The organism is Lysobacter capsici, assembly GCF_018732085.1.
Lineage (GTDB): Bacteria > Pseudomonadota > Gammaproteobacteria > Xanthomonadales > Xanthomonadaceae > Lysobacter > Lysobacter capsici_A.
The window spans coordinates 4,499,826-4,520,070 of the sequence record NZ_CP076103.1; the positions used below are offsets into that span (position 1 = coordinate 4,499,826).

At 66.6% G+C, this 20,245-nt stretch carries 13 protein-coding genes and 1 pseudogene; 4 read left to right on the forward strand and 10 right to left on the reverse strand.

All coding sequences use genetic code 11. The features are described 5' to 3' along the window. Positions 1-142 precede the first annotated feature (142 nt). The 3 genes from KME82_RS18795 to KME82_RS18805 are packed head-to-tail and all read right to left on the reverse strand — an operon-like array spanning position 143 to position 2,354. Complete coding sequence (locus KME82_RS18795) at positions 143-412, reverse strand: acylphosphatase (RefSeq protein ID WP_215495375.1); 270 nt, start codon at positions 410-412, stop codon at positions 143-145. After that, positions 409-1,083 carry a TlpA family protein disulfide reductase gene (locus KME82_RS18800; RefSeq protein ID WP_215495376.1) on the reverse strand — a complete coding sequence of 225 codons (675 nt, stop codon included), beginning with the start codon at positions 1,081-1,083 and terminating at the stop codon, positions 409-411. Before KME82_RS18800 ends, KME82_RS18795 begins: the two co-directional genes overlap by 4 nt. Further along, positions 1,083-2,354 (reverse strand): YihY family inner membrane protein, encoded by a 1,272-nt coding sequence (locus KME82_RS18805; protein ID WP_215495377.1) that lies wholly within the window; start codon positions 2,352-2,354, stop codon positions 1,083-1,085. The genes KME82_RS18800 and KME82_RS18805 overlap by 1 nt, the downstream gene beginning before the upstream one ends. A gap of 233 nt (positions 2,355-2,587) precedes the next feature. Here KME82_RS18805 and wrbA point away from each other — a divergent pair, with 233 nt between their 5' ends. From wrbA to KME82_RS18825, 4 genes are all read left to right on the forward strand, one after another. Continuing rightward, complete coding sequence (gene wrbA / locus KME82_RS18810; RefSeq protein WP_215495378.1) at positions 2,588-3,181, forward strand: NAD(P)H:quinone oxidoreductase; 594 nt, start codon at positions 2,588-2,590, stop codon at positions 3,179-3,181. Next, on the forward strand, positions 3,178-3,543 hold the full coding sequence (locus tag KME82_RS18815; protein WP_215495379.1) for a DUF2069 domain-containing protein: 366 nt from the start codon (positions 3,178-3,180) through the stop codon (positions 3,541-3,543). Before wrbA ends, KME82_RS18815 begins: the two co-directional genes overlap by 4 nt. Before the next feature lie 249 nt (positions 3,544-3,792). Then, positions 3,793-4,278, forward strand: coding sequence for an asparaginase domain-containing protein (locus KME82_RS18820; RefSeq protein ID WP_046657652.1), 486 nt, complete (start codon positions 3,793-3,795; stop codon positions 4,276-4,278). 218 nt (positions 4,279-4,496) lie between these two features. Then, complete coding sequence (locus KME82_RS18825; RefSeq protein ID WP_215495380.1) at positions 4,497-5,165, forward strand: hypothetical protein; 669 nt, start codon at positions 4,497-4,499, stop codon at positions 5,163-5,165. A gap of 64 nt (positions 5,166-5,229) precedes the next feature. On the opposite strand, the gene KME82_RS18830 is transcribed toward KME82_RS18825, so the two are convergent. The 7 genes and pseudogenes from KME82_RS18830 to KME82_RS27200 all read right to left on the reverse strand — a co-directional run. Next, on the reverse strand, positions 5,230-6,543 hold the full coding sequence (locus tag KME82_RS18830) for a M20/M25/M40 family metallo-hydrolase (RefSeq protein ID WP_215495381.1): 1,314 nt from the start codon (positions 6,541-6,543) through the stop codon (positions 5,230-5,232). A 477-nt stretch (positions 6,544-7,020) separates the two neighbouring features. After that, positions 7,021-8,697: a M20/M25/M40 family metallo-hydrolase gene (locus KME82_RS18835; RefSeq protein ID WP_215495382.1), complete on the reverse strand. Its 1,677-nt coding sequence runs from the start codon at positions 8,695-8,697 to the stop codon at positions 7,021-7,023. Positions 8,698-10,185: 1,488 nt separating this feature from the next. Next, entirely contained in the window at positions 10,186-12,474 is a 2,289-nt protein-coding gene (locus KME82_RS26850) for a M14 family zinc carboxypeptidase (RefSeq protein ID WP_215495383.1), read from the reverse strand. 359 nt (positions 12,475-12,833) lie between these two features. Continuing rightward, positions 12,834-14,846: a proprotein convertase P-domain-containing protein gene (locus tag KME82_RS18845; protein WP_215495384.1), complete on the reverse strand. Its 2,013-nt coding sequence runs from the start codon at positions 14,844-14,846 to the stop codon at positions 12,834-12,836. 789 nt (positions 14,847-15,635) lie between these two features. Next, on the reverse strand, positions 15,636-17,672 hold the full coding sequence (locus KME82_RS18850; protein WP_215495385.1) for a proprotein convertase P-domain-containing protein: 2,037 nt from the start codon (positions 17,670-17,672) through the stop codon (positions 15,636-15,638). A gap of 344 nt (positions 17,673-18,016) precedes the next feature. Continuing rightward, positions 18,017-18,604, reverse strand: a complete 588-nt coding sequence (locus KME82_RS27195; protein WP_430538853.1) for a proprotein convertase P-domain-containing protein — start codon at positions 18,602-18,604, stop codon at positions 18,017-18,019. A gap of 27 nt (positions 18,605-18,631) precedes the next feature. Continuing rightward, positions 18,632-19,546: pseudogene (locus KME82_RS27200) on the reverse strand (M12 family metallo-peptidase); the annotation flags it as partial. Positions 19,547-20,245 lie beyond the last annotated feature (699 nt).

The following is a 20,245-nucleotide window of genomic DNA, read 5'->3' on the forward strand; positions in this document are numbered from 1 at the left end:
ATTCAAGCGCTGCCAGGTCGCGCCGGCTAGCTAGGGCGTGCCCACGCTAGTGCTGACCCTAGCGACGGCGCGGGTATCGCCTTGCCGTCGACGCAGCGGTGCCGCGCTGAGCCAAATCGAATCGAACCGCGCTGCGCCGCGCTCAGCCGCAGACGAATCCGTCGCCGGCTTCGTCCTCGCTCGCCACTTCGCGCAGCACGGTGTCGACCCTCGCCATCGGCGGGCCACGATGCAGCCACTGCGCCAGTCGTTCGATCGCGGCCTCCTCGCCGACGGCCAGGACTTCGACCCGGCCGTCGCGCAGGTTGCTGGCGTAACCGCGCAGTTCCAGCGCCACCGCCTGCTCGCGGGTGGACGCGCGGAACCACACGCCCTGGACCTTGCCGGCGATGAAGAAGCGCGCTGCGCTCACGTATGGCCTGCGGATGCACCGCCTTTCGCGACTGGCGGCGCCGCTTCGGTTGCCTTCGGCCCACCGGCCTTGGCGATCGCCTCCTCGATCTTCTTCGCGTCGACCGGGCCGAGGAATTTGTCGGCGACCTTGCCGTCGGGACCGATCAGATAGGTCATCGGCAGGCCGCGCGGGGTATCGAACGCGGCCGGCGGCGCGGTCACATCCAAAATCGCGATCGGATACGACACCGGATGCTCCTTCAAGAACGCCTGCATGTCGGGCAGTTCGATTTCCTCGTAGGCCAGGCCGATGACCTCGATGTGTTCGCGCATCGTATCCAGCGCCGACAGCTCGGGCATTTCCTTGATGCACGGCGCGCACCAGGTCGCCCAGAAATTCACCACCACCCAGCGGCCGCGGTGTTCGGCCAGGTCGTAGGTCTTGCCGTCGATGGTCGCGATGCGCAACTGCGGCGTGTCGGAAGCGGGCGTGTCGGTCGCCGGCTTGTCGGCCGTGGGCGCGGCGGCCGGCGCGGTCGCGGCGGGCTTGGCTTCGGCGGGCTTGGCTTCGGCGGGCTTGGCCGCAGCGGGTTCGGCGGGTTTCTGGCACGCGCCGAGCAAGGCCGCGGCGATCGCGACGGCGAGCAGCGGCAGGCTGCGGCGGGTGGTGGCGCGGGTGAGGCTGGACATCAGGATCGTTCCTCTTCGGCGTGAATGCTGGACACGCGTCGTTTCATGAGCGCGCGCAACGGCACGCGCAGTTCGTCCATCGCCGCGACCGCGGACTGACCGAGCAGGTCGTCGCGGCACGGCAGCATCGCCTCGGCGATCGGAATGCGCAGGTTGCACGCTTCGTACAGTTCGCCCAGCGACAAGTCGTCGAGGTCGCGGGCCAGCAGCCACTCGCCGCTTTCGGCGCGGCGCACCACGTTGATCTGGCCGAGCTGTTCGAGCATCTGCTGGACCAGGGCGTCGGTCAGCATCGGTTCGCGCTGCTGGATGTCGTCGACATGCAGGCCGCGGCCGTCCTTGCGCGCCTCGTTGAAGCGCGCGAGCAGGCGCAGCAGGCCGTACATCTCGAAGCCCAGCGGCAGCCGCATCGACGCGGGCTGATAGCGGAACGCGGCGATCGAGGAGGCCAGCGAGGCGCCGAGCAGCACCGCGATCCAGCTCAGGTAGATCCACAGCAGGAAGATCGGCACGAACGCCAACGTGCCGTAGATCTTCGAATACGAGCCGAAACTGCCCAGGTACAGGCCGATGCCGCCCTTGATCAATTCGAACAGCACCATCGCCAGGAACGCGCCGGCCACGGCGTGACGCCACTTGACCGTGCGATGCGGCACGACCTTGAAGATCGCCGCGAACGCCAGCCATTCCAGGCCCATCGGCGCGACGCGCAGCATCAGGCTTTCCAGCCAGCGGCCCGGTTCGGTGGCGAACACTTCCATGGCGAAGAAGCGCGCCGAGATCGCCAGGCTGGCGGCGGCGATCAACGCGCCCAGGGTCAGCACGGTCCAGTAGACCAGGAACCGGCCCAGCCGCGGCCGCGCCGACGGCACCCGCCAGATCCGGTTGAACGCGGCTTCCACGCCGTTGAGGGTGATCAGCAGCGAGACCACCAGCGCGATCACGCCGGCGGTGGTGAGCTGGCCGGCGTTGGCCGAAAACTGCTTGAGGTAGCTCTCCACCGAGCGCGCCGCCGACGGCACGAAGTTGGAGAAGATGTAGTCGCTGAGCCGGTCGCTCCATTCGCCGAACATCGGGAACGCCGAGAGCACGCCGAACACCACCATCGACAGCGGCACCAACGCGAACACGGTCGTGTACGACAGCGCGCCGGCGGCCTGGAACAGGTTGTCGTCGAGGAAGCGCTTGGCCAGGAAGCGGAAGAACGTGCTCATGCGCGCGCGGTCGCGCACGCGGTCGGCCCAGCGGTAGATCGAGTCCAAAGGTTCCATCCGCCGCAGGGTAACCGATGGGGTGTGGGGGTGGCATGCAGTGATGCTTCGAGTCGAATCGGGCCGCGTGCCCTCATCCGGCCCTGCGGGCCACCTTCTCCCGCAAGCGGGAGAAGGAAACAAAGCGGCTACGTATAAAAGCCCCTCTCCCGCAAAGCGGGAGAGGGGTTGGGGTGAGGGCCCACCCGCCCCATCAGCGCATTCCTCTATCCTTCCCCGCAAAGGAGAATCCAATGACCGAAGTACTGGTGCTCTACTACAGCCGCGGCGGATCGGTGGCGCGGCTCGCGCGGCAGATCGCGCGCGGGATCGGCGAAGTCGACGGCGTCAGCGCGCGCGTGCGCAGCGTGCCGCCGGTGGCCGCGGTCACCCAGACCGCCGCGCCGCCGGTGCCCGACGACGGCGCCCCGTACGTGGACGCGCGCGACCTGGTCGAATGCGCCGGCCTGGTGCTCGGCAGCCCGACCCGCTTCGGCAACATGGCCGCGCCGGTCAAGCACTGGCTGGACGGCCTGGGCGCCGAATGGGCCAGCGGCACCCTGGTCGGCAAGCCCGCGGGCGTGTTCACCTCGACCGCCACCCAGCACGGCGGCCAGGAATCCACCCTGCTGACGATGATGGTGCCGCTGCTGCACCACGGCTGCGTGATCGTCGGCATTCCCTACACCGAGCCCGCGCTCAGCCACACCCGCGGCGGCGGCACGCCTTACGGCGCCAGCCACGTCGCCGGCGCCCAGGACGATCCGCAGCCCAGCGAGGACGAGGCGATCCTCGCCCGCGCGCTCGGCCGCCGCGTCGCCGACCTGGTCGCCAAGGTGAGCCGTTGAACGCGCCCGCTCCGGCGCGCGCGCCGCGCACCCGCGCCGACTGGGTGCTGCTGACCGCGCTGTTGTTGCTGGCGGCCCTGTTCTGCGTCTGGTACCTGCTGCCGCGGCAACATCCGATCGCCGGCCTGACCGTGTTCGTGCTGCCGCCGACGCTGCTCGCGCTCGGCGTCGCCCTGCGCAGCCGCCTGGCCGCGTACTGGGCCGGCGTGCTCGCGCTGTTCTGGTTCTGCCACGGGGTCATGCTGGCGTGGTCGTCGCCGCCCGAGCGCGCGTATGCCTTGATCGAAGTGGTGCTGGCGCTGGCGGTGATCTTCGCGGCCAACCTGGCCGGGGTAAAAGCGCGCTTCCAAAAGAAACCCTGATCCCCCGGAGCTTCCAGGCGGCGTACCCGCCACCGTGGCGAGCCATGGCCGCGTCGCATTCGTACCAGCAGCCCGGGCATGCGCGAATCACATGAGCGCACGGCCGCAGCGAAGATGTCCCGCTACCGGGCGAGGCGTCCGCACGTACCGGTACGGGGCCGCGCTCGATTGCGCCGCCAGGCCGGCGCAAACGCGCGCATGCCGCTGGACCTATAATCGGCGTTTCCCCGAATACGTGAATCCCTCGAGATGGACCAGCTCTGCATCGTCACCACCGGCGGCACGATCGACAAGATCTACTTCGACGACAAGTCGGACTACCAGATCGGCGAACCGCAGATCGGCCGCATTCTCGACGAGCTCGGCGTGGCCTTCCGCTACAGCGTGATTCCGATCATCCGCAAGGATTCGCTGCACATCACCGGCGCCGACCGCGAGCTGATCCGCGCCGCGATCGCCGCCCAGGACGCGCAGCACGTGCTGGTCACCCACGGCACCGACAGCATGGTCGAGACCGCCAAGGTGCTGGCCACCATCCCCGGCAAGACCATCGTCCTGACCGGCGCGCTGAACCCGGCGCGGTTCCGCGGCTCGGACGCCGAATTCAACATCGGCACCGCGGTCGGCGCGGTGCAGTCGTTGCCGGCCGGCGTCTACATCGCCATGAACGGGCGGATCTGGGACCCGGCCAAGGTGCGCAAGAACGTCGAAGCCAACCGTTTCGAAGCGCTGTGAACCGCGCCGCGGCGTGATCGCGCGGCCCGAAGCGGCCAGGCTCCGGGTTTGGCCAACATCGGCAAACCCGTCCGCGCATCACATCGCAAGCTCCAACGGCGTCTCGCGGATCGCCAACGCCGTCGCGCATTTGGGTCCACATCGGCTGTGGATTCGGCCCTTGCGCCGCCCCGCGATGGATTAGCATCGACGGCTTGTCCACTGCTGCGGTGATCTTCATGCGTCGAATCGTTCCGGCCCTGACGGTGTCTGCGTTGGCGCTGCTCGCGCTGGCGGCCTGCCAGAAACCCGCCGAACCCGCCCAGCCCGCCGCTGCGGCCCAGACCGACACCGGCAAGGCGCCGACCGCCGCCGCGGCCGACGCCGCCCCCAACCCGCTGGAACCGCCCGCGCGCGTGCTGCGCAACGACGCGATCGGCTACGACGGCTTCAACGGCAGCACGCAAGCCGGCGCGGTCAGCGCCAAGTTCGGCGCCGACGCCGCCGCCGTGCGCGGCGCCTGGGGCGGCGAGATGAAGGACAACAACGGCCAGCGCCCCGACGCCAAGTGCTACCTGCTGTACCCGGTGCGCGGCGCGATCACCCACCAGTACGGCTTCCTGATGGGCGCCGGCGGCCTGACCGGCATCGACGTCTACGATCCCAAGGCGCTCGCTCCCGGCGGCGGCCGCATCGGCATGAGCATCGACGAGATCAACAAGGCCTACCCGGGCAAGGTCAAGCAGGTCCCCAACCCGAGCTTCGAAGGCGCCGCGTTCCTGCAGGTGTCGCCGCCGGACGGCAAGGACACCCAGCTGGTGTTCGAGACCGACGCGCTGGGCAGCGTCACCAACTGGCGCATCGGCAAGCGCGGCGCGATCGAACCCGACGAAAGCTGCACCCGCTGAGCCAGCGTTTGGTATCCCGCGACGACCCGGCCCCTCGGCCCGGGCCGTCGCCACCGCCCTGCCCTCAGCGCCCGGCGGTCTTGCCCACCTCGCCCAGGAACGCCAGTCCCAGCTTGGCGAACGGCACGCTCGCGCGCGCCGACTGGCCCACGCTGGCCAGGGTGTCGTTGGCGGTGTGGATGTACGGCGAATAGCCGCCGTTGGCGTTGCCGCCTTCGAAATACATCGCCGCCGGATAACCCGCCGCGGTCCACGAGGCGTGATCGGAACAGCCGTAATTGCAGGTGTAGCTGCCCAGCCGCAGGCTGCCGCCGAGGTAGGTCGCGAACAGATCGCGCAGCAACTGCTGCAGGCCGGCGTTGGAGAAGTCGTTGATCACCCGCACGTCCGGCGCGGTGCTGGTGCGGTAGTTGGTCATGTCCAGCTGCAGCACGCCGACCACGTTGACGCCGCGGCGCTTGAAGTCCGCGGCGATCGCATTGGAACCGCGCAGGCCGATTTCCTCGGCCGCATATCCCATCAGCTTGATCGTGCGCTTGGGCTTGTAGCCGCTGGCCATGGCGATGCGCAGCACCTCGGTCAGGGTGGCGATGCCGGACGCATCGTCGTCGGCGCCGGGCGCGCGCATGCTTTCGCCGCTGCCGCTGTTGGAGACGGTGTCCAGGTGCGCGCCGAGAACCACCACTTCGTCCGGCAGTTCGTTGCCGCCGATGGTGAGGATGACCGACGGCTGCGAACCGCAGTTGCTGCAGTTGAACAGTTCGGTGCTGACGTCGCCGCGGCCATTGCCGAGCGCGGCCCAGCGGTCGCGAACCCAGGTCGCGGCGTTGCGGCCGTGGCTGGTGCTGGCGTGACGGTTCGGCCAGTTGCTCGACAGGGACTGGATGGTCGCGCGGATGTTGGCTTCGTTGACCTGCCCCAGCCAGGGCGTGACCGTGGCCTGGTTGTCGATCGCATAGCTGGCGAAGGCGGTGGTCATCGCTTCCACGCTGCGGTCGTTGCGCACGAAGGCTTCGGCTTCGGCGCGGCTGTCGAAGGCGAAGTAGCCGCCGCAGCGGCGTTCTTTTTCATGCACGTGGCGGCTCAGGTCGCCGAGCTGATGGGTCTGCAGTTCGGACACGACCAGGGCCGCGCCGCTGCGGCCGACGCGGGCGCTGGCGTTGCGCGCGAGCGTGCTCAGGCCCGCGTCGTGAGTCTGGCGCGAGGTCACCACGTACACCGGCTTGAACGGATCCGATAACGCGGCGGCCATGGCGGGGTCGGCCTGGGCCGGGACGACGCGGGCGGCGTCGATGCGTGCGGGGGCGCTCTGCGCGAACGCGGGCGCGGCGACGGTCAGCGAGAGCAGCGAAAGCGACAGCAGGATCGAACGTTGCACGGTGAGGCTCCTTGGATGAGGGCGTCGCACACGAGGCGGTGCGGATTGCGCGGGTCGATGCCGCCTTCGCGCCGCGTGCGGCGCGACCGCACTCGCCGGCCATGCACTGCGAGGTTCGCCTGTGTCCGAGCGGCGCCGATGCGCGCAAGCCCAGGCTAGATCGCCGCGCAGCGAGCGCAGGCCGGCCACGCTTTCGCGGAAGCCGCCCGGCGGTGATGGCCGTCGTGCAAATCGGCGAATCAGACGAGTCCGAAGCGGATTTCGATGCATTCGCATTCCATCCCCGTGGCCACACGCGGTGTCGACCGATCGCGATGCCGCGCGGGTCCCAAGCGTCAGCGCCAGCGCCAGCGCCATGCATCGGATCGGCATCGGCATCGGCATGAAAAAACCCCGGCCGGAGCCGGGGTCGCAACGTCTTCGTTCATGCGCAGATGCGGCGAACCGATGCGCACGGCATCGATTCGCCGCCGCCGATCAGAACGTGATGCTCCAGGTGTCGATGCGGCCGACATCGCCGCTGGCGTTGTCGTTGACCCGCAGCTTCCACGCGCCGTTGAGCGTTTCGCTGGACAGATTGAAGGTGAAGGTGCCGGTGACGTTGTCGGCGCTGCCGCCGGTGCGGTTGTGGATGTTGTAGAGCGAACCGTCCGGCGCGACCAGGTCGACCTTGATGTCCTGCTTGTAGGTATGCAGGATGTTGACCGACACCGAGGCATTGCTCGGCGCGTTGCCGGTGCGGCCGGACACGTTGATCGTGCTTTCGACCGTGGCGTTGTCGGTGATCGCCACGTCGGTGCCGTTGGTGTAGGTCTGGGTGCCCGGACCCGGGCCCGGACCGGTGCCGGCGGTCTTGCCGAGCTCGCCGAGGAAGGCCAGGCCGAGCTTCGCGAACGGCACGCTGTTGGCCGCCGAGTTGCTCATGTTGGCCATCGTGTCGTTGGGCGTGTGGATGTACGGCGAATAGCCGCCGTTGGCGGTGCCGCCTTCGAAATAGATCGCCGCCGGGAAACCCGCCGCGGTCCACGAAGCGTGATCCGAACAGCCGTAGCCGCAGGTGTAGCTGCCGACGGTGCCGCCGAGGTAGGTGGTGTACAGATCGCGCAGGAACTGCTGCAGGCTGGAATTGGAGTAATCGCTGACCAGACGCACCGCCGGCGCGCCGCTGACGCGGTAGTTGGTCATGTCCAGCTGCAGCACGCCGACCACGTTGACGCCGCGGGTCTGGAAGTCGGTGGCGATCGCCTTGGATCCGCGCAGGCCGACTTCCTCGGCCGCGTAGCCCATGAACTTGATCGTGCGCTTGGGCTTGTAGCCGCTGGCCAGCGCCACGCGCAGCACTTCGGTCAAGGTGGCGATGCCCGAGGCGTCGTCGTCGGCGCCCGGCGCGTTCATCGCATCGCCGCTGCCGCTGCTGGAGATCGAGTCCAGGTGCGCGCCGAGCACCACCACTTCGTTCGGCAGCTCGCTGCCCTGGATGGTCAGGATCGCCGACGGCTGGGTCGAGCAGTTGGTGCAACCGGTGTACAGCTCGGCGCTGACGTCGCTGCGGCCGTTGGCCAGGCCGAGCCAGGTGTCCTTGATCCAGGTCGCCGAGGTGCGGCCGTGGGTGGAGGCGTAGTAGCGGTTCGGGTACGAGGTCGACAGGTGATTGATGGTGCCGCGGATATTGGCTTCGGCGACCTGGCTCAGCCACGGCGTCACCGTGGCCTGGTTGTCGATGGTGTAGGTCGCGAACTGGGCGTTGATCGCCTGCACGCTGCGATCGTTCTTGACGAAGGTTTCGGCCTCTTCGCGCGAATCGAACGCAACGAAACCGCCGCAGCGCTGTTCCTTCTCGTGGACGTGGCGGGCGATGTCGACCAGTTGGTGGGTCTTGAGTTCGGAGATCACCAGCTTGGCGCCGGCCGGATTGCTCAGGCCGAGCGCATTGTTCGTCAGCGTCTTGACCCCGGCATCGAAGGTGGCGCGCGAGGTCACGATGTAGACCGGCTTGAACGGATCGTCGGTGGCATCGGCCGGACGCACGTGATCGTGCGCATGGTCCTGCGCGAACACCGGCGCGGCGGCGGCGGCGAGCGCGAGGGCGAGCAGGGTCGGAACGAACATCGTCCGCAAGGGCGAGGCGGGCACGGTGGCAAGTTGCTGATTCACGGAAAGCGCTCCTGGTTCGACGTCGCCGGCGCGATGTTTCGGCATCGGCGCGGGGACGCGGCTGGACTGGGATGACGACCGCGCGTGGCGCGGTCGTCGCGAGGGGTTTGCTGCGCGTGAAAGCGGCGCCGAACCGTGCGGGGGAAAGGTTCCGATACGCCCGGGTTTCGACCCTAAGCGGGTAGGCATGATGCGAACAAGCCGCAATCGGTTCGAGCGCACATTCGCGTTCGTGACTTGAGTCATGCAACCGTGCAGTAAACGCTTACGGTGCGGATGCGGATGGTCTTCGCCGACGCTTGACGCGATAAATCCTCGGAATTTTCGGGGTTTCGTCGAAGGAAACAATGCGGCCATCGGGGGCACTTCGCGCGCTTCATTCCTATTGTCCGACGTTATCTTTGCATCACATTTTTAGTGAGCTGTTGCTTTGATTGGCTGTAGAAAAGTCGCTTTCGTAAATCGATGGCGGCCGCGAATGGGGTTCGCTCGACCTCCGCTGGCAATGCCTCGCCCCGCCGCAAATTCCAATGATGCGCCTCGCTTTGGCTCGCCTCTTTGGTTTGACCTAATTTTTGAGTAAGCCTTGCTTTGCCTTTGCCTTTGCCTTTGCCTTTGGATTTGACTTTGGCTTTGGCTTGAGCCTGAAGCAGAGACGTCCTACCAGCGCTGCGAGGCCTGTAACTCGCGTTAGCAAAAGCACACCCGGAGGGCGGCGTGCAGGATGCACGCCGTGCGCCACCGGGACATGGATGTCCCGTGTGGCGCATGCCCGCGCAAGCACCGATCGTGCGGCTTTTGATTCGAAACAGGAACGCCTTTTTCTTTGGTGACTTTCTTTTGTGGCTCTGGACAAAAGAAAGTTACCCGCCGCTTTAGTGGCGGAAGCTTTTGATCCTGCTTGCAGCTTTAAAAGCTTTGAAGATCTAGAGCTTTTGAAGCGGAAAGGCAGAGTCAACAGCTTTCGTCCGCAAGCGGCCGAGTTACTTTCTTTTGTCAAAAGCGACAAAAGAAAGGTAACCAAAGAAAAACGCTTTTCTTTGAATCAAGTGCCCGCACGATCGGTGCATACGCAGGCATGCGCCACACGGGACATCCTGTCCCGGTGGCGCACGGCGCACATCCATGTGCGCCGCCCTCCGGGTGTGCTGTTGTTCTCGCGAGTAAGCCGCTTCGCAGTGCTGGATGAACTGCAAGACTTCAAGCGAAAACCGGATGACCTACCTGTAGGAGCGGCGCAAGCCGCGACCGCGAGAATGCGGCCACGGCGAAGGTTGCGAGGTTGTCGTGATGTCGCGGTCGCGACTCGCGTCGCTCCTACAGGGGCGGCGATGTCGCCGCATCGCGCCTCATGCGCAGATTCAAAGCATCCCCCCTCAAACCGAAAAGCCCGGGTGCAGCGACACCTCGCCACACCCGGGCCTGCCCCAGATCGATCGCATCACACCAATCAGATCAAACCGATCGGATAAAGCCAATCGGATCAAATCAGAACGTCAGACTCCACGTATCGATCCGCCCCGTATCGCCGGTCGCGTTGTCGTTGACCCGCAACTTCCACGTACCGTTGAGCGGCTCGCTCGACAAATCCTTGTTGAACGTGCCGATCACGTTGTCGGCGCTGCCGCCGGTGCGGTTGTGGATGTTGTAGACCGTGCCGTCCGGCGCCACCAGATCGACTTTGATGTCGCTCTTGTAGGTGTGATAGATCGTCACCTGCACCGGCGTGCTCGTCGCGCCGTTGCCGGTGCGGCCGGACACCACGATCGAGCTTTCCACGGTGGCGTTGTCGGTGATCGCGACGTCGGTGCCGTTGCTGTAGGTCTGGGTGCCGCCCGGACCCGCGGTCACGGTGACCGAACCGGTCTTGGTGTTGGTCGCGCCGTCGTCGTCGGCGACGGTCAAGGTGACGGTGTAGGTGCCCGCCGCGCTGTAGGTCTTCGACGGATTGGCCGCGGTCGAAGTGGTGCCGTCGCCGAAGTTCCAGCTGCGCGAGGCGATGGCGCCATCGCTGTCGCTGGAGGTATCGGTGAAGTTCACGCTCAAGCCGCTGATCGCCGAGGTGAAATTCGCCACCGGCGGATTGTTGACCGGGCCGGTACCGCCGACGGTGAAGCGCACCGCGTTCGGGGTGCCCGGCTTGCCGGCCGCGTCGGTGCCCTGCACGTACACGGTATGCACGCCCTGGCTCAGGCCGGTGGTGGAGATGCTGCCGGTGACGTTCTCGTTGCTGCTGTTGAAACTGCCGTCGCTGGCGCTCAACGCGATCGGCGTCGCGCCGCTCGCCCACGGCGGCGCATCCAGGTACGCGCGCGCCGACGCGATGTTCTGCACCGGTTCGCTGCCGTTGTTCTGGTTGAACAGACCGTCGTTGATGTTCGCGGTGATGGTCACCGGCGTACCCGCGGGCACGGTGGCCGAGGAGACGTTGACCACGGTGGTGTCCGGACCGCTGGGCAGCGTGTACGGCGCCCACAGGCTGCGCGCGACATAACGCAGGGTCTTGAGGTTGTTCGGCAAGGTGGTGCCGGTGAAGCTGCTGCAGCTTTCGAAGAAACTGCCGCCGAGTTCGATCGTATAGCCCGGCACGCCGAGCAGGCCGTACATGGTGTCGTCGGTGGTGCCGTCGGTGGCGTACAGCTCGTCGGACTGCTGTGGGTAGTAGCCGTTGAAGTACGCCATGCGCCGGCCGAGGGTGCGCAGCGAACTCATGTTCGGCGCGGGATTGCTGGTGTCGCCCCACGACCACAGCACCAGATCGGCCGCGCTGTGGATGTCGATGAACACGCCCTGGGTGTCGTCGGGCGCGGCGGTGTTGACGTCGTCGGGACGGCGGTCGGCGAAGATGCCGCCGGTGTAGACGCCGTTGCTGCCGCGGGTGCCGGCGACCAGGCGCATCAGGTTCTGGGTTTCCGGGTCCGACGACGCGGTCGGGCCGCGATAGGTTTCCGCGCACTGGTTGCCGCTGGAGCCACCGGCTGCGGTGTTCCAGTGATACGGGAAATTGCGGTTTAGATCGGTGCCGTAGCTGCTCGCGCTGCAACTGCCGCCGTTGCTGTTGTTGACGTTCTTGCGCCACGACGCGCCGGCCTCGGCTTTCTTGCGGCCATCGGGATTGGCCTGCAGCACCAACTGGAAGGCGAAGTTATCGAGCAGCCAGGTCGCTTCGGGATCGGTGCCGTAGCCGTTGACCAGCCCTTCGGCGAAACGCGTGACCAGTTCCGCCGGCGCGTACTCACGGGCGTGGATCGAACCGAACAACACCAGCGTCGGCTTGTTCGGCAAGGCCGCGTCGGTGGCGGTATTGCTCAGCCGCAGCACGCGCATGTCGTAACCGGTGCCGGGGTTCTGGGTCTTCTGCCAGGTCGGGCCGATGTTGGTGATGCGCGCAAGATTCGGCTTGCTCGCGACGAGGTTATCCATCGTCGTATAGGTTTCTTCGACCGTGCGGAAACAGGCGAAGCCCGGGATGCTCTTGACCCCGTTGAGCGAGCCTTGCAGCGCGGTCTGCAGACGCTGCAGTCGCGCGGTGGCCTCCTGATCGACTTGATACTTGAAGCCCGCCTTGGTGAGCGCGGTCAGATCCTCCGGCATCGCCTCGACCTTCACCGTCTTGGCGTTGCGGTCTACGTTCAAATGCTGGAAGCGCGAGGCGATGCGTTGCAGCTGCGCCGGGTTGTCGTACTGGGCGGTTACGAATACGGGCAGATCATCGGCAGCCACGGCGCTGGCGGACAAAGCCAGCAGCAGCGGCAACGCGGCAGGTTGGAAGCGCATTGGGAAACTCTCCATGGATCATGGGCGGTGGGCAGGCGCGAGGGCGCGCTGCAGGCCATGCTGCGGAGCGGATCGAAGCGCTGACAAGCGCCGCTCGGCGCATGGACGGCGTGCTTTCGTGATGCGTACAACAGAACGAGGTAGTGGCGACTGACGCACGAATTCATCACCACCGACGCGATGCGGGAACGATGCGAATCGCGCGCGCTCGAAGGTCTTCGTCGCAAGCGCGACGGCGATATCGCGATGCGCGGGCGAAGCGATCGCCGCGAGAGTCGATCCCGTCGGCCGATCGCACGCGCCTTTAAAAAACGCCGCGGCCCGAAGGCCGCGGCGTCGTGTCGATCACATCCGTTCGATCAGAACGTGATGCTCCACTTGTCGATGCGGCCGGTATCGACGGTCGCATTGTCGTTCACCCGCAGCTTCCAGGTGCCGTTGAGCGCTTCGCTCGACAGGTCCTTGGTGAAGGTCTGGATGATGTTGTCGGCGCTGCCGCCGGTGCGGTTGTGCAGGTTGTACACCGTGCCGTCCGGCGCCACCAGGTCCACCTTCAGATCGCTCTTGTAGGTGTGGTAGATCGTGACCTGGATCGGCGTGGTCGCCGAACCGTTGCCGGTGCGGCCGGACACGCTGATCGAGCTTTCGACCGTGGCGTTGTCGGGGATCGCGACATCGGTGTCGTTGGTGTAGGTCTGCGAACCCGGGCCGCCGGACACCGTGACCGTACCGGTCTTGGTGTTGGTGGCGCCGCCGTTGTCGGTGACGGTCAGCGTGACGGTGTAGGTGCCGGCGGCGCTGTAGGTCTTGCTCGGATTGGTCGCGGTCGAGGTGGTGCCGTCGCCGAAGTTCCAGCTGCGCGAAGCGATGGAGCCATCGCTGTCGGTGGAGCTGTCGGTGAAGGTCGCGGTCAGGCCGCTGGTGGTCGAGGTGAAGTTCGCCGTCGGCGGAACGTTCGGCGTGCCGCCGCCCGAATCCAGGCCGTCGATGAACTGCGCGCCGGTCGCGGCCGGATCGAGCCAGTCGCTCAGGCGCGAAGAGGCCGCGCCGCCGCCGGTCCACGAGGTGAACACGCGGCCGTACTGGTCGCTGCGGTTGGTGCCGGTCGCGCTGCAGCTCGACGGACCGCCGTGCAACTGACCGAGCACGCGCTTTTCCGGGCTGTAGATCGGCGAACCCGAGGAACCCGGTTCGGTCACGCCGCCGCTCGGCTGCCACTGCACGTTCAAGTGAGTGGTGCCGGCGCCGCCGCCCCAGGCCACGAACGAGGTCGGGCTGGTCGAGTTGCTGATGCGCTTCTCGGCGACGTTCGGGTGATGGATGCCGATCGCGCCGGGATAGTTCTGATCGCGGCGGTCCCAACCGGCCCAGAACAGGTTGAACGCCGGATTGGCCGCGGTGTTCAACTCGAGCAGGGTGAAGTCGGAGTCGGCGTAGGTCGCCTTGACCGTCGAACCGGTCTGGGTCTGACTCATCGAACCGTCGCCGTTGGCGCCGCTGGCCGGGGTGTTCGGCGCGCGGCAGGTCGAGTTCTGATAGTTCCAGTACACCACGATGCTGGCCGCGGTCGACGCCGAGGTCATGCCGCAGTGATGCGCGGTTAGGAAGTACATCTTGCGATCGTTGGCGGTGTTGTTGACCAGCGAACCGGTACACGCCAGCGAGCCGTTCTTCGAGTAGGCCGCGACCGAGCGGATGATGTCGCGACGACCATCGCCCTCGGGGCAGACCACGTCGATATTGCACGAACCCGACACGCCCTTTTCGCCCGCGGCGAGCGCGAGGCGGCGCGCGAGCGGACCGAAGCCGACGTAGTCGTGGTTGACCTTGGTCAGGTGCAGCTTGAGCTCGCCCATCTTGGCGCGCGGCACCACCACTTCGATCACCGCTTCGGCGCCCGGCACGACCGCGGTCCACAGCTGGCCCTGCGCGTTGTTTTCGCGCGCGGTGTATTCGCTGATCAGCGCGCGATCGCCGCCGGCGGTCTGGGTCGCCGGATAGATCAGCAGGCGGCCGCCCTGCGGCATGTGGTACTGGGTGAAACCGAAGTTCAACGACAGCGCTTTTTCCGAACGGATGCGCTGGCGCCAGACCACGGTGTCGGCGTCGACGTCTTCCCACACGCCGGAATTGAGCGGGGTCATGTCGACCGTCATCGGGAACGCGAAACGCGGGATGTCGCCGCGCTTGTCGCGTTGCAGGTCTTCGGCCTTGAGCTTGGCCACGTCGACCGCGGGCATGGTGCGCAGGGCGACCTTGTCCACGCTCGACACGTTGGTGTATTCGAAAGCCGCCGGGCGCGAGGCCGGCGCGGCGAGAGCGGCGCTGATCGACAGTCCGAGCAACAGCAAGGAACCACAAATGCGTTTCATGAGTCTCTCCGTCCGTAGTAGAGGCATGACCGCGCCGCCGGCTGGGCCGGTGACCGATGGCGATGGCGACGGGTCAGGTGGTGGGAACTGGAAGCTCCAGCGATTGATGCAGGCGGTGCCGCATGCTTCCCCATGAGCGTGCGTTGGTTCTTCGACGCGTGGTGCGCAACGAGGCATCGATGACGACCACGGCGTGACTCTGCGGCAGACTTGTCGCACACAACAAGACGCAAACCCGCCGAGTCGACATAGCATCCGTGCATCGCGTCACGCATACGACGAAGATTTGTTGCTGTTGAAATCGGTGTGCATGACGGGAAATTGAAACTGAGATGCCGCGCGAATTCACAATGCAATGCAGCGCACGAATTGCGGGAACTTCGAGGTAGGGTGATGCGAAGTTCGCAGGCGCGAGCGATGAAGCAGCAGTGCTGGCGCTGGTCGGGAGCCTGATCTTTCGGGGTTTTCGTGGGTACGCATGCATGCGTGGATCGGCCAGGCGATCTGACCGAAAAGCGTCGGGGCTGAAGCTCCCTCCCACAACACACTGCGTGGGCTGCGTCGCGCGGACATCGGTGGCGGGCGATGCGACAACCGAGCATCGCTACTCAAGCGGTCTGGACGCTCAAGCCGCTCGGACCTGACCGTCGCATCGCAATGCGGTGTGTCGCTTTTTTGGGAGGGAATTTCAGCGCGACGCTTCGGGTTCCGATCGCCGCAGGCGTATAAACAAAAAACCCCGGCCGAAGCCGGGGTTTTGATTTGATCACTTCGGATTGCGTGGTTGAATCAGAACGTGATGCTCCAGCTGTCGATCTTGCCGGTATCGCCGCCGGCGTTGTCGTTGACGCGCAGCTTCCAGGTTCCGTTCAAGGCTTCGCTCGACAGGTTCTTGGTGTAGGTCTGGATGATGTTGTCGGCGCTGCCGCCGGTGCGGTTGTGCAGGTTGTAGACGGTGCCGTCCGGCGCGACCAGGTCGACCTTGAGGTCGCTCTTGTAGGTGTGCAGGATGTTGACCGCGATCGGCGTGCTGGCCGGGGCGTTGCCGCTGCGGCCGGACACCACGATCGAGCTTTCCACGGTGGCGTTGTCGGTGATGGCGACGTCGGTGCCGTTGCTGTAGGTCTGGCTGCCGTTGCCGCCGCTGACCGTGACCGAGGCGGTCTTGGTGTTGGTGGCGCCGTCGTCGTCGGTGACGGTCAGGGTGACGGTGTAGGTGCCCGCCGCACTGTAGGTCTTCGACGGATTGGTCGCGGTCGAGGTGGTGCCGTCGCCGAAGTTCCAGCTGCGCGAGGCGATGGTGCCGTCGCTGTCGCTGGAGGTGTCGGTGAAGCTCACCGTCAACGCGCTGGCGGTCGAGGTGAAGTTCGCGCTCGGCGGGTTGTTGGCCGGCGGCGTGCCGGTGGAATCCAGGCCGTCGACGAACTGCGCGCCGGTCGCGGACGCGTCGAGCCAGTCGCTCAGGCGCGAGGCCGCGGCGCCGCCGCCGGTCCAGGAGGTGAAGATGCGGCCGTAGTAATCGGCCTTTTGTTCCTGCGGCACGGTGCAGCTCGACGGGCCGCCGTGCAACTGGCCGATCACGCGCTTGTCCGGGCTGTACAACGGCGAGCCCGACGAACCCGGCTCGGTCACGCCGCGATTGACGCCCCATTTCACGAACACGTGGCTGCCGTTGGCGACGGTCGGCGGGTTGTAGTCGGCGCCGCCGTAGTTGGTGGTGCGCGAGGCGCTGTCGGAGAAGCTGATGCGCTTGTCGGCGACGTTGGGATGGTGGATCGCGATCGAACTGTTGTAGTTCTGGTCGCGACGATCCCAGCCGGCCCAGTACAGGTTGTACGCCGGGTTGGCGGCGGTATTGAGTTCGAGCAGGGTGAAGTCGGAGGTCGCGTAGGTCGCGCGCAGGGTCGCGCCGGTCTGCGATTGCGACAGCGAGCCGTCGCCGTCGGCGCCGCTGGCGGACGAACCGGGCAGACGGCAGGTGCTGTTCTGGTAGTTCCAGTACACGACCATCGAGTTGTTGACCGAGGCGCTGGTCATGCCGCAATGGTTGGCGGTCAGGAAGTACATCTTCTTGTCGTTGGCGGTGTTGTTGACCAGCGAGCCGGTGCACCACATCGTGCCCTGCTTCGAGTACGCCGCGACCGAACGGATGATGTCGCGGTAGCCGTTGCCTTCCGGGCAGACCACGTCGATTTCGCAGCTGCCCGAGGTCGCCATCGGGCCGACATCGAGCGCGGCGTTGCGCGCGAGCTTGCCGAAGCCGACGTAGTCGTGGTTGACCTTCGCCAGATGCAGCTTGAGTTGCCCGACCTTCGCCGCCGGCACCACCACTTCGATCACCGCTTCGTCGCCGAGCACCACCGGCGTCCACAGTTCGCCGACGGCGTTGTTGTCGGCCGGGGTGAAGCTGCGCACGCGGCCGGCGTTGGAGTTCGGCGCCTGGTCGGCCGGATAGATCAGCATGCGCGCGCCTTCGGGCAGATTGAACTGATCGAAGTGGAAGTTCAGCGACAGCGCGTTCTTGGATTCGATGCGGGTGCGCCAGACCACGTTGCCGTCGTCGAGCGATTCCCAGGTGCCGGTGTTGAGCGTGTCGATGCTCACCGGCAAGGCGGTGGCGAAGCGCGGCACTTCGTTGCGCGCGTCGCGCTTGAGGTCTTCGGCGCGCAGCTTGGCCACGTCGACCGCCGGCATCGCGCGCACGGCGATGGCGTCGACGCGGGACAGGCGGGCGTTGTCGAACGCGGCCGGGCGCAGCGCCGGGCCGGCCAGCGCGGTGCCGACCGACAGGGCGAGCAGGCCGAGAGTGAGAGTGATGCGTTTCATGGATGTCTGTGTCCTTTGATGATTCAGGCGATGGTTCGGTTTGGACCACGGTGAATGGCGGTGTGGATCGCGTGGGGCGGATGCCGGCCTGCGTCCGCGGCGGACCGGGTCGACACGTCGCCCTCGTACACGACGGCACGCCGCGCGGGATGAGGCGCTCCCCTGTGCGCGCTCGAACTGCGAGGTCTTGCGCTTGCGATGCCCGCGGATCGAGGCGATCCGCGGGCCGGTGACATCACGCTGGGCTGCGTGGCGACAATGCGGCCCAAAACGCCCCCCTGATTGCCAGTCATGTGCTCCGACCGACTGTGTTTTGCGGGTACGGCCCGATCAAGGCGAGCCGATCAGAACGTGATGCTCCAGGTATCGATCTTGCCCACGTCGGCGGACGCGCGATCGGCGGCGCGCAGCTTCCAGGTGCCGTTGAGCGCTTCGCTCGACAGGTTCTTGCTGAAGCTGCCGCTGACGTTGTCGGCGCTGCCGCCGGTGCGGTTGTGCAGGTTGTAGACCGAGCCGTCCGGCGCGATCAGGTCGACGATCAGATCGCCCTTGTACGGATGCACGATATTGACCGAGATCGAGGCGTTGCTCGGTGCGTTGCCGCTGCGTCCGGACACCGCGATGTTGCTGGTCACGCCGGTGGCGTTGTTGTCGGGGATGTTGACGTCGGCGCCGTTGGTGTAGGTCTGCACGCCGCTGGCGTTGACCGTGACCGAGGCGGTCTTGGTGTGGGTGGCGCCGCCGTTGTCGGTGACGGTCAGGGTGACGGTGTAGGTGCCCGCGGCGCTGTAGGTCTTGCTCGGATTGGTCGCAGTCGAGCTGGTGCCGTCGCCGAAGTTCCAGCTGCGCGAAGCGATCGTGCCATCGGCGTCGGTCGAGCTGTCGGTGAAGTTCACCGTCAAACCGCTGGCCGAGGAACTGAAGTTCGCCACCGGCGCGGTGTTGCCGCCGGGCGCGCCACGGAATGCGGCGACCGCGGCCTTGGTCTGCACCAGCACGCGCTGGTTGTGGTTCTTGTCGGCGGTTCCCATCGGCACTCCGTTGTAGGTCACGTCCGGGTTCGACCAGTAGTTCAGGCGGGTGCAGCCGCCGGTGCAGGCGTAGGCCATGATCGTGCGCCACTTGGTGCCGGTGGCGGGCTCGTAGCGGTAACCGTGGCCGTAGGCGTACGGCGTGTTGGTCGGATCGGCGGCCGGATCGTGACGCGCCGACAGCAGGTGGCCGATTTCATGGGCGAAGCTGTAGTAACCGGTGGCGCAGTCGTAATGCACGGTCGCGAACGCGGTCGCCGCGGTCGAACCGATCGAATGGGCCAGGCCGCAGTTGCCGGCGTCGTTGATGATCAGCACGCTGACGTCGGCGGCATTCGCGTCGCGGCTGGCGTGGATGTCGTCCATGTAGCCGTCGCTGGGATCGGCGAAGCGTTCTTCGTCGGTGAAGTGGCCGTCGCCGGCCGAGGTGTACTGCACGGTGCGGTAGTTCGCCAGTTCCAGCTGGATGCCGACATTGGAATTGACGTAACCCTGGTTGCTCTCGGCCACGGCGAGTTCGACCAGCGCCTGCATGTCGCCGCCGTATGCGGTGACCGCTTCGTTGGTCGCCACGACCTGCACGCGGATGGTCGCGGTCGCGCCCGGATCGATCGCGGCCGGGCCGACCGCGGCGCTGTTGATGCGCGCGCTGGCGGCGTTGGCGTTGGCGTTGGCGATGCGGGACGCTTCGCGCATGTCGATCTGCGGCAGGTCCGAGTCGCGATAGCCCAGCGGATGATCGGGCGGCATCTTGCTTTCGTCGACTTCGATCACCGCATGGCTGCCGTCAGCGAGCGGACGGATCCGATACAGCTGGCCGTCGACGCGCACGTTGCCGGTGACGCCGTCGCCGCGGCGGACCAGCGCGACCGAATTGAGTTCGTCGTGACGCACTTCGCGCACGTCGGCGCTCGCGCGTTTGGCCTGCTTTTGCTGAGAGCTATCGCGCAGATGGCCGAGCCACACCGTGCTGCCGCGGCCGGTGTCGCGCGCGCTGTCGAGCACGGCGTTGACCCGATGCCCGCCGAGTTGCAGTTCGATCTCCCGGGTCTGCGCGCTGACCAGCGCGGCGTTGGCGCGCTTGAGTTGCAGCGATGCGGTGGCCGGCGCGGCCGCCAGGCTTTGTGCGTGGCTCAGCGCCGAGGCTTGCGCGCTGGCTAGGCCGGCGCGCGCCGTCGGCGCATCGCCGGTGAACAGCGGCTGCGCGGCGAACGCCGGCGCGGCGACCAGGCTGGAGACGAGCACGGCGCCGCGCAATGCGGCGCAAAGCGTTGCCGTACCGCGCGCGGGCGCGCGGCGTGAGGACTTGCTGGACATTGGTGGAACCCCCGATGGATGAAAGCCGCTTGCGCGGTCGAAGCGTCGGATTGCGGTGGTCGTGGCCGGAATTGAGCGACAGCGCGGTGGCAGGCGATCCCGCGGTTCCGGTCTGATGATGGGTCGAGTCGTCGGCTCGCCCCTGTCATGACGCTAGCCGGTGGAGGAACGCGACGGCAACGGGATTGGCCGCGATTCAGGCGCGTCGTTCGTGATGTTTGTCAT

What these genes read in the sequence shown, in the direction of transcription:
- KME82_RS18800 (WP_215495376.1), bottom strand. Translation starts at nt 1,083, where the DNA reads ATGTCCAGCCTCACCCGCGCCACCACCCGCCGCAGCCTGCCGCTGCTC.
- KME82_RS18845 (WP_215495384.1), bottom strand. Translation starts at nt 14,846, where the DNA reads ATGAAACGCATTTGTGGTTCCTTGCTGTTGCTCGGACTGTCGATCAGC.
- KME82_RS26850 (WP_215495383.1), bottom strand. Translation starts at nt 12,474, where the DNA reads ATGCGCTTCCAACCTGCCGCGTTGCCGCTGCTGCTGGCTTTGTCCGCC.
- KME82_RS18805 (WP_215495377.1), bottom strand. Translation starts at nt 2,354, where the DNA reads ATGGAACCTTTGGACTCGATCTACCGCTGGGCCGACCGCGTGCGCGAC.
- KME82_RS18850 (WP_215495385.1), bottom strand. Translation starts at nt 17,672, where the DNA reads ATGAAACGCATCACTCTCACTCTCGGCCTGCTCGCCCTGTCGGTCGGC.
- wrbA (WP_215495378.1), top strand. Translation starts at nt 2,588, where the DNA reads ATGACCGAAGTACTGGTGCTCTACTACAGCCGCGGCGGATCGGTGGCG.
- KME82_RS18820 (WP_046657652.1), top strand. Translation starts at nt 3,793, where the DNA reads ATGGACCAGCTCTGCATCGTCACCACCGGCGGCACGATCGACAAGATC.
- KME82_RS18825 (WP_215495380.1), top strand. Translation starts at nt 4,497, where the DNA reads ATGCGTCGAATCGTTCCGGCCCTGACGGTGTCTGCGTTGGCGCTGCTC.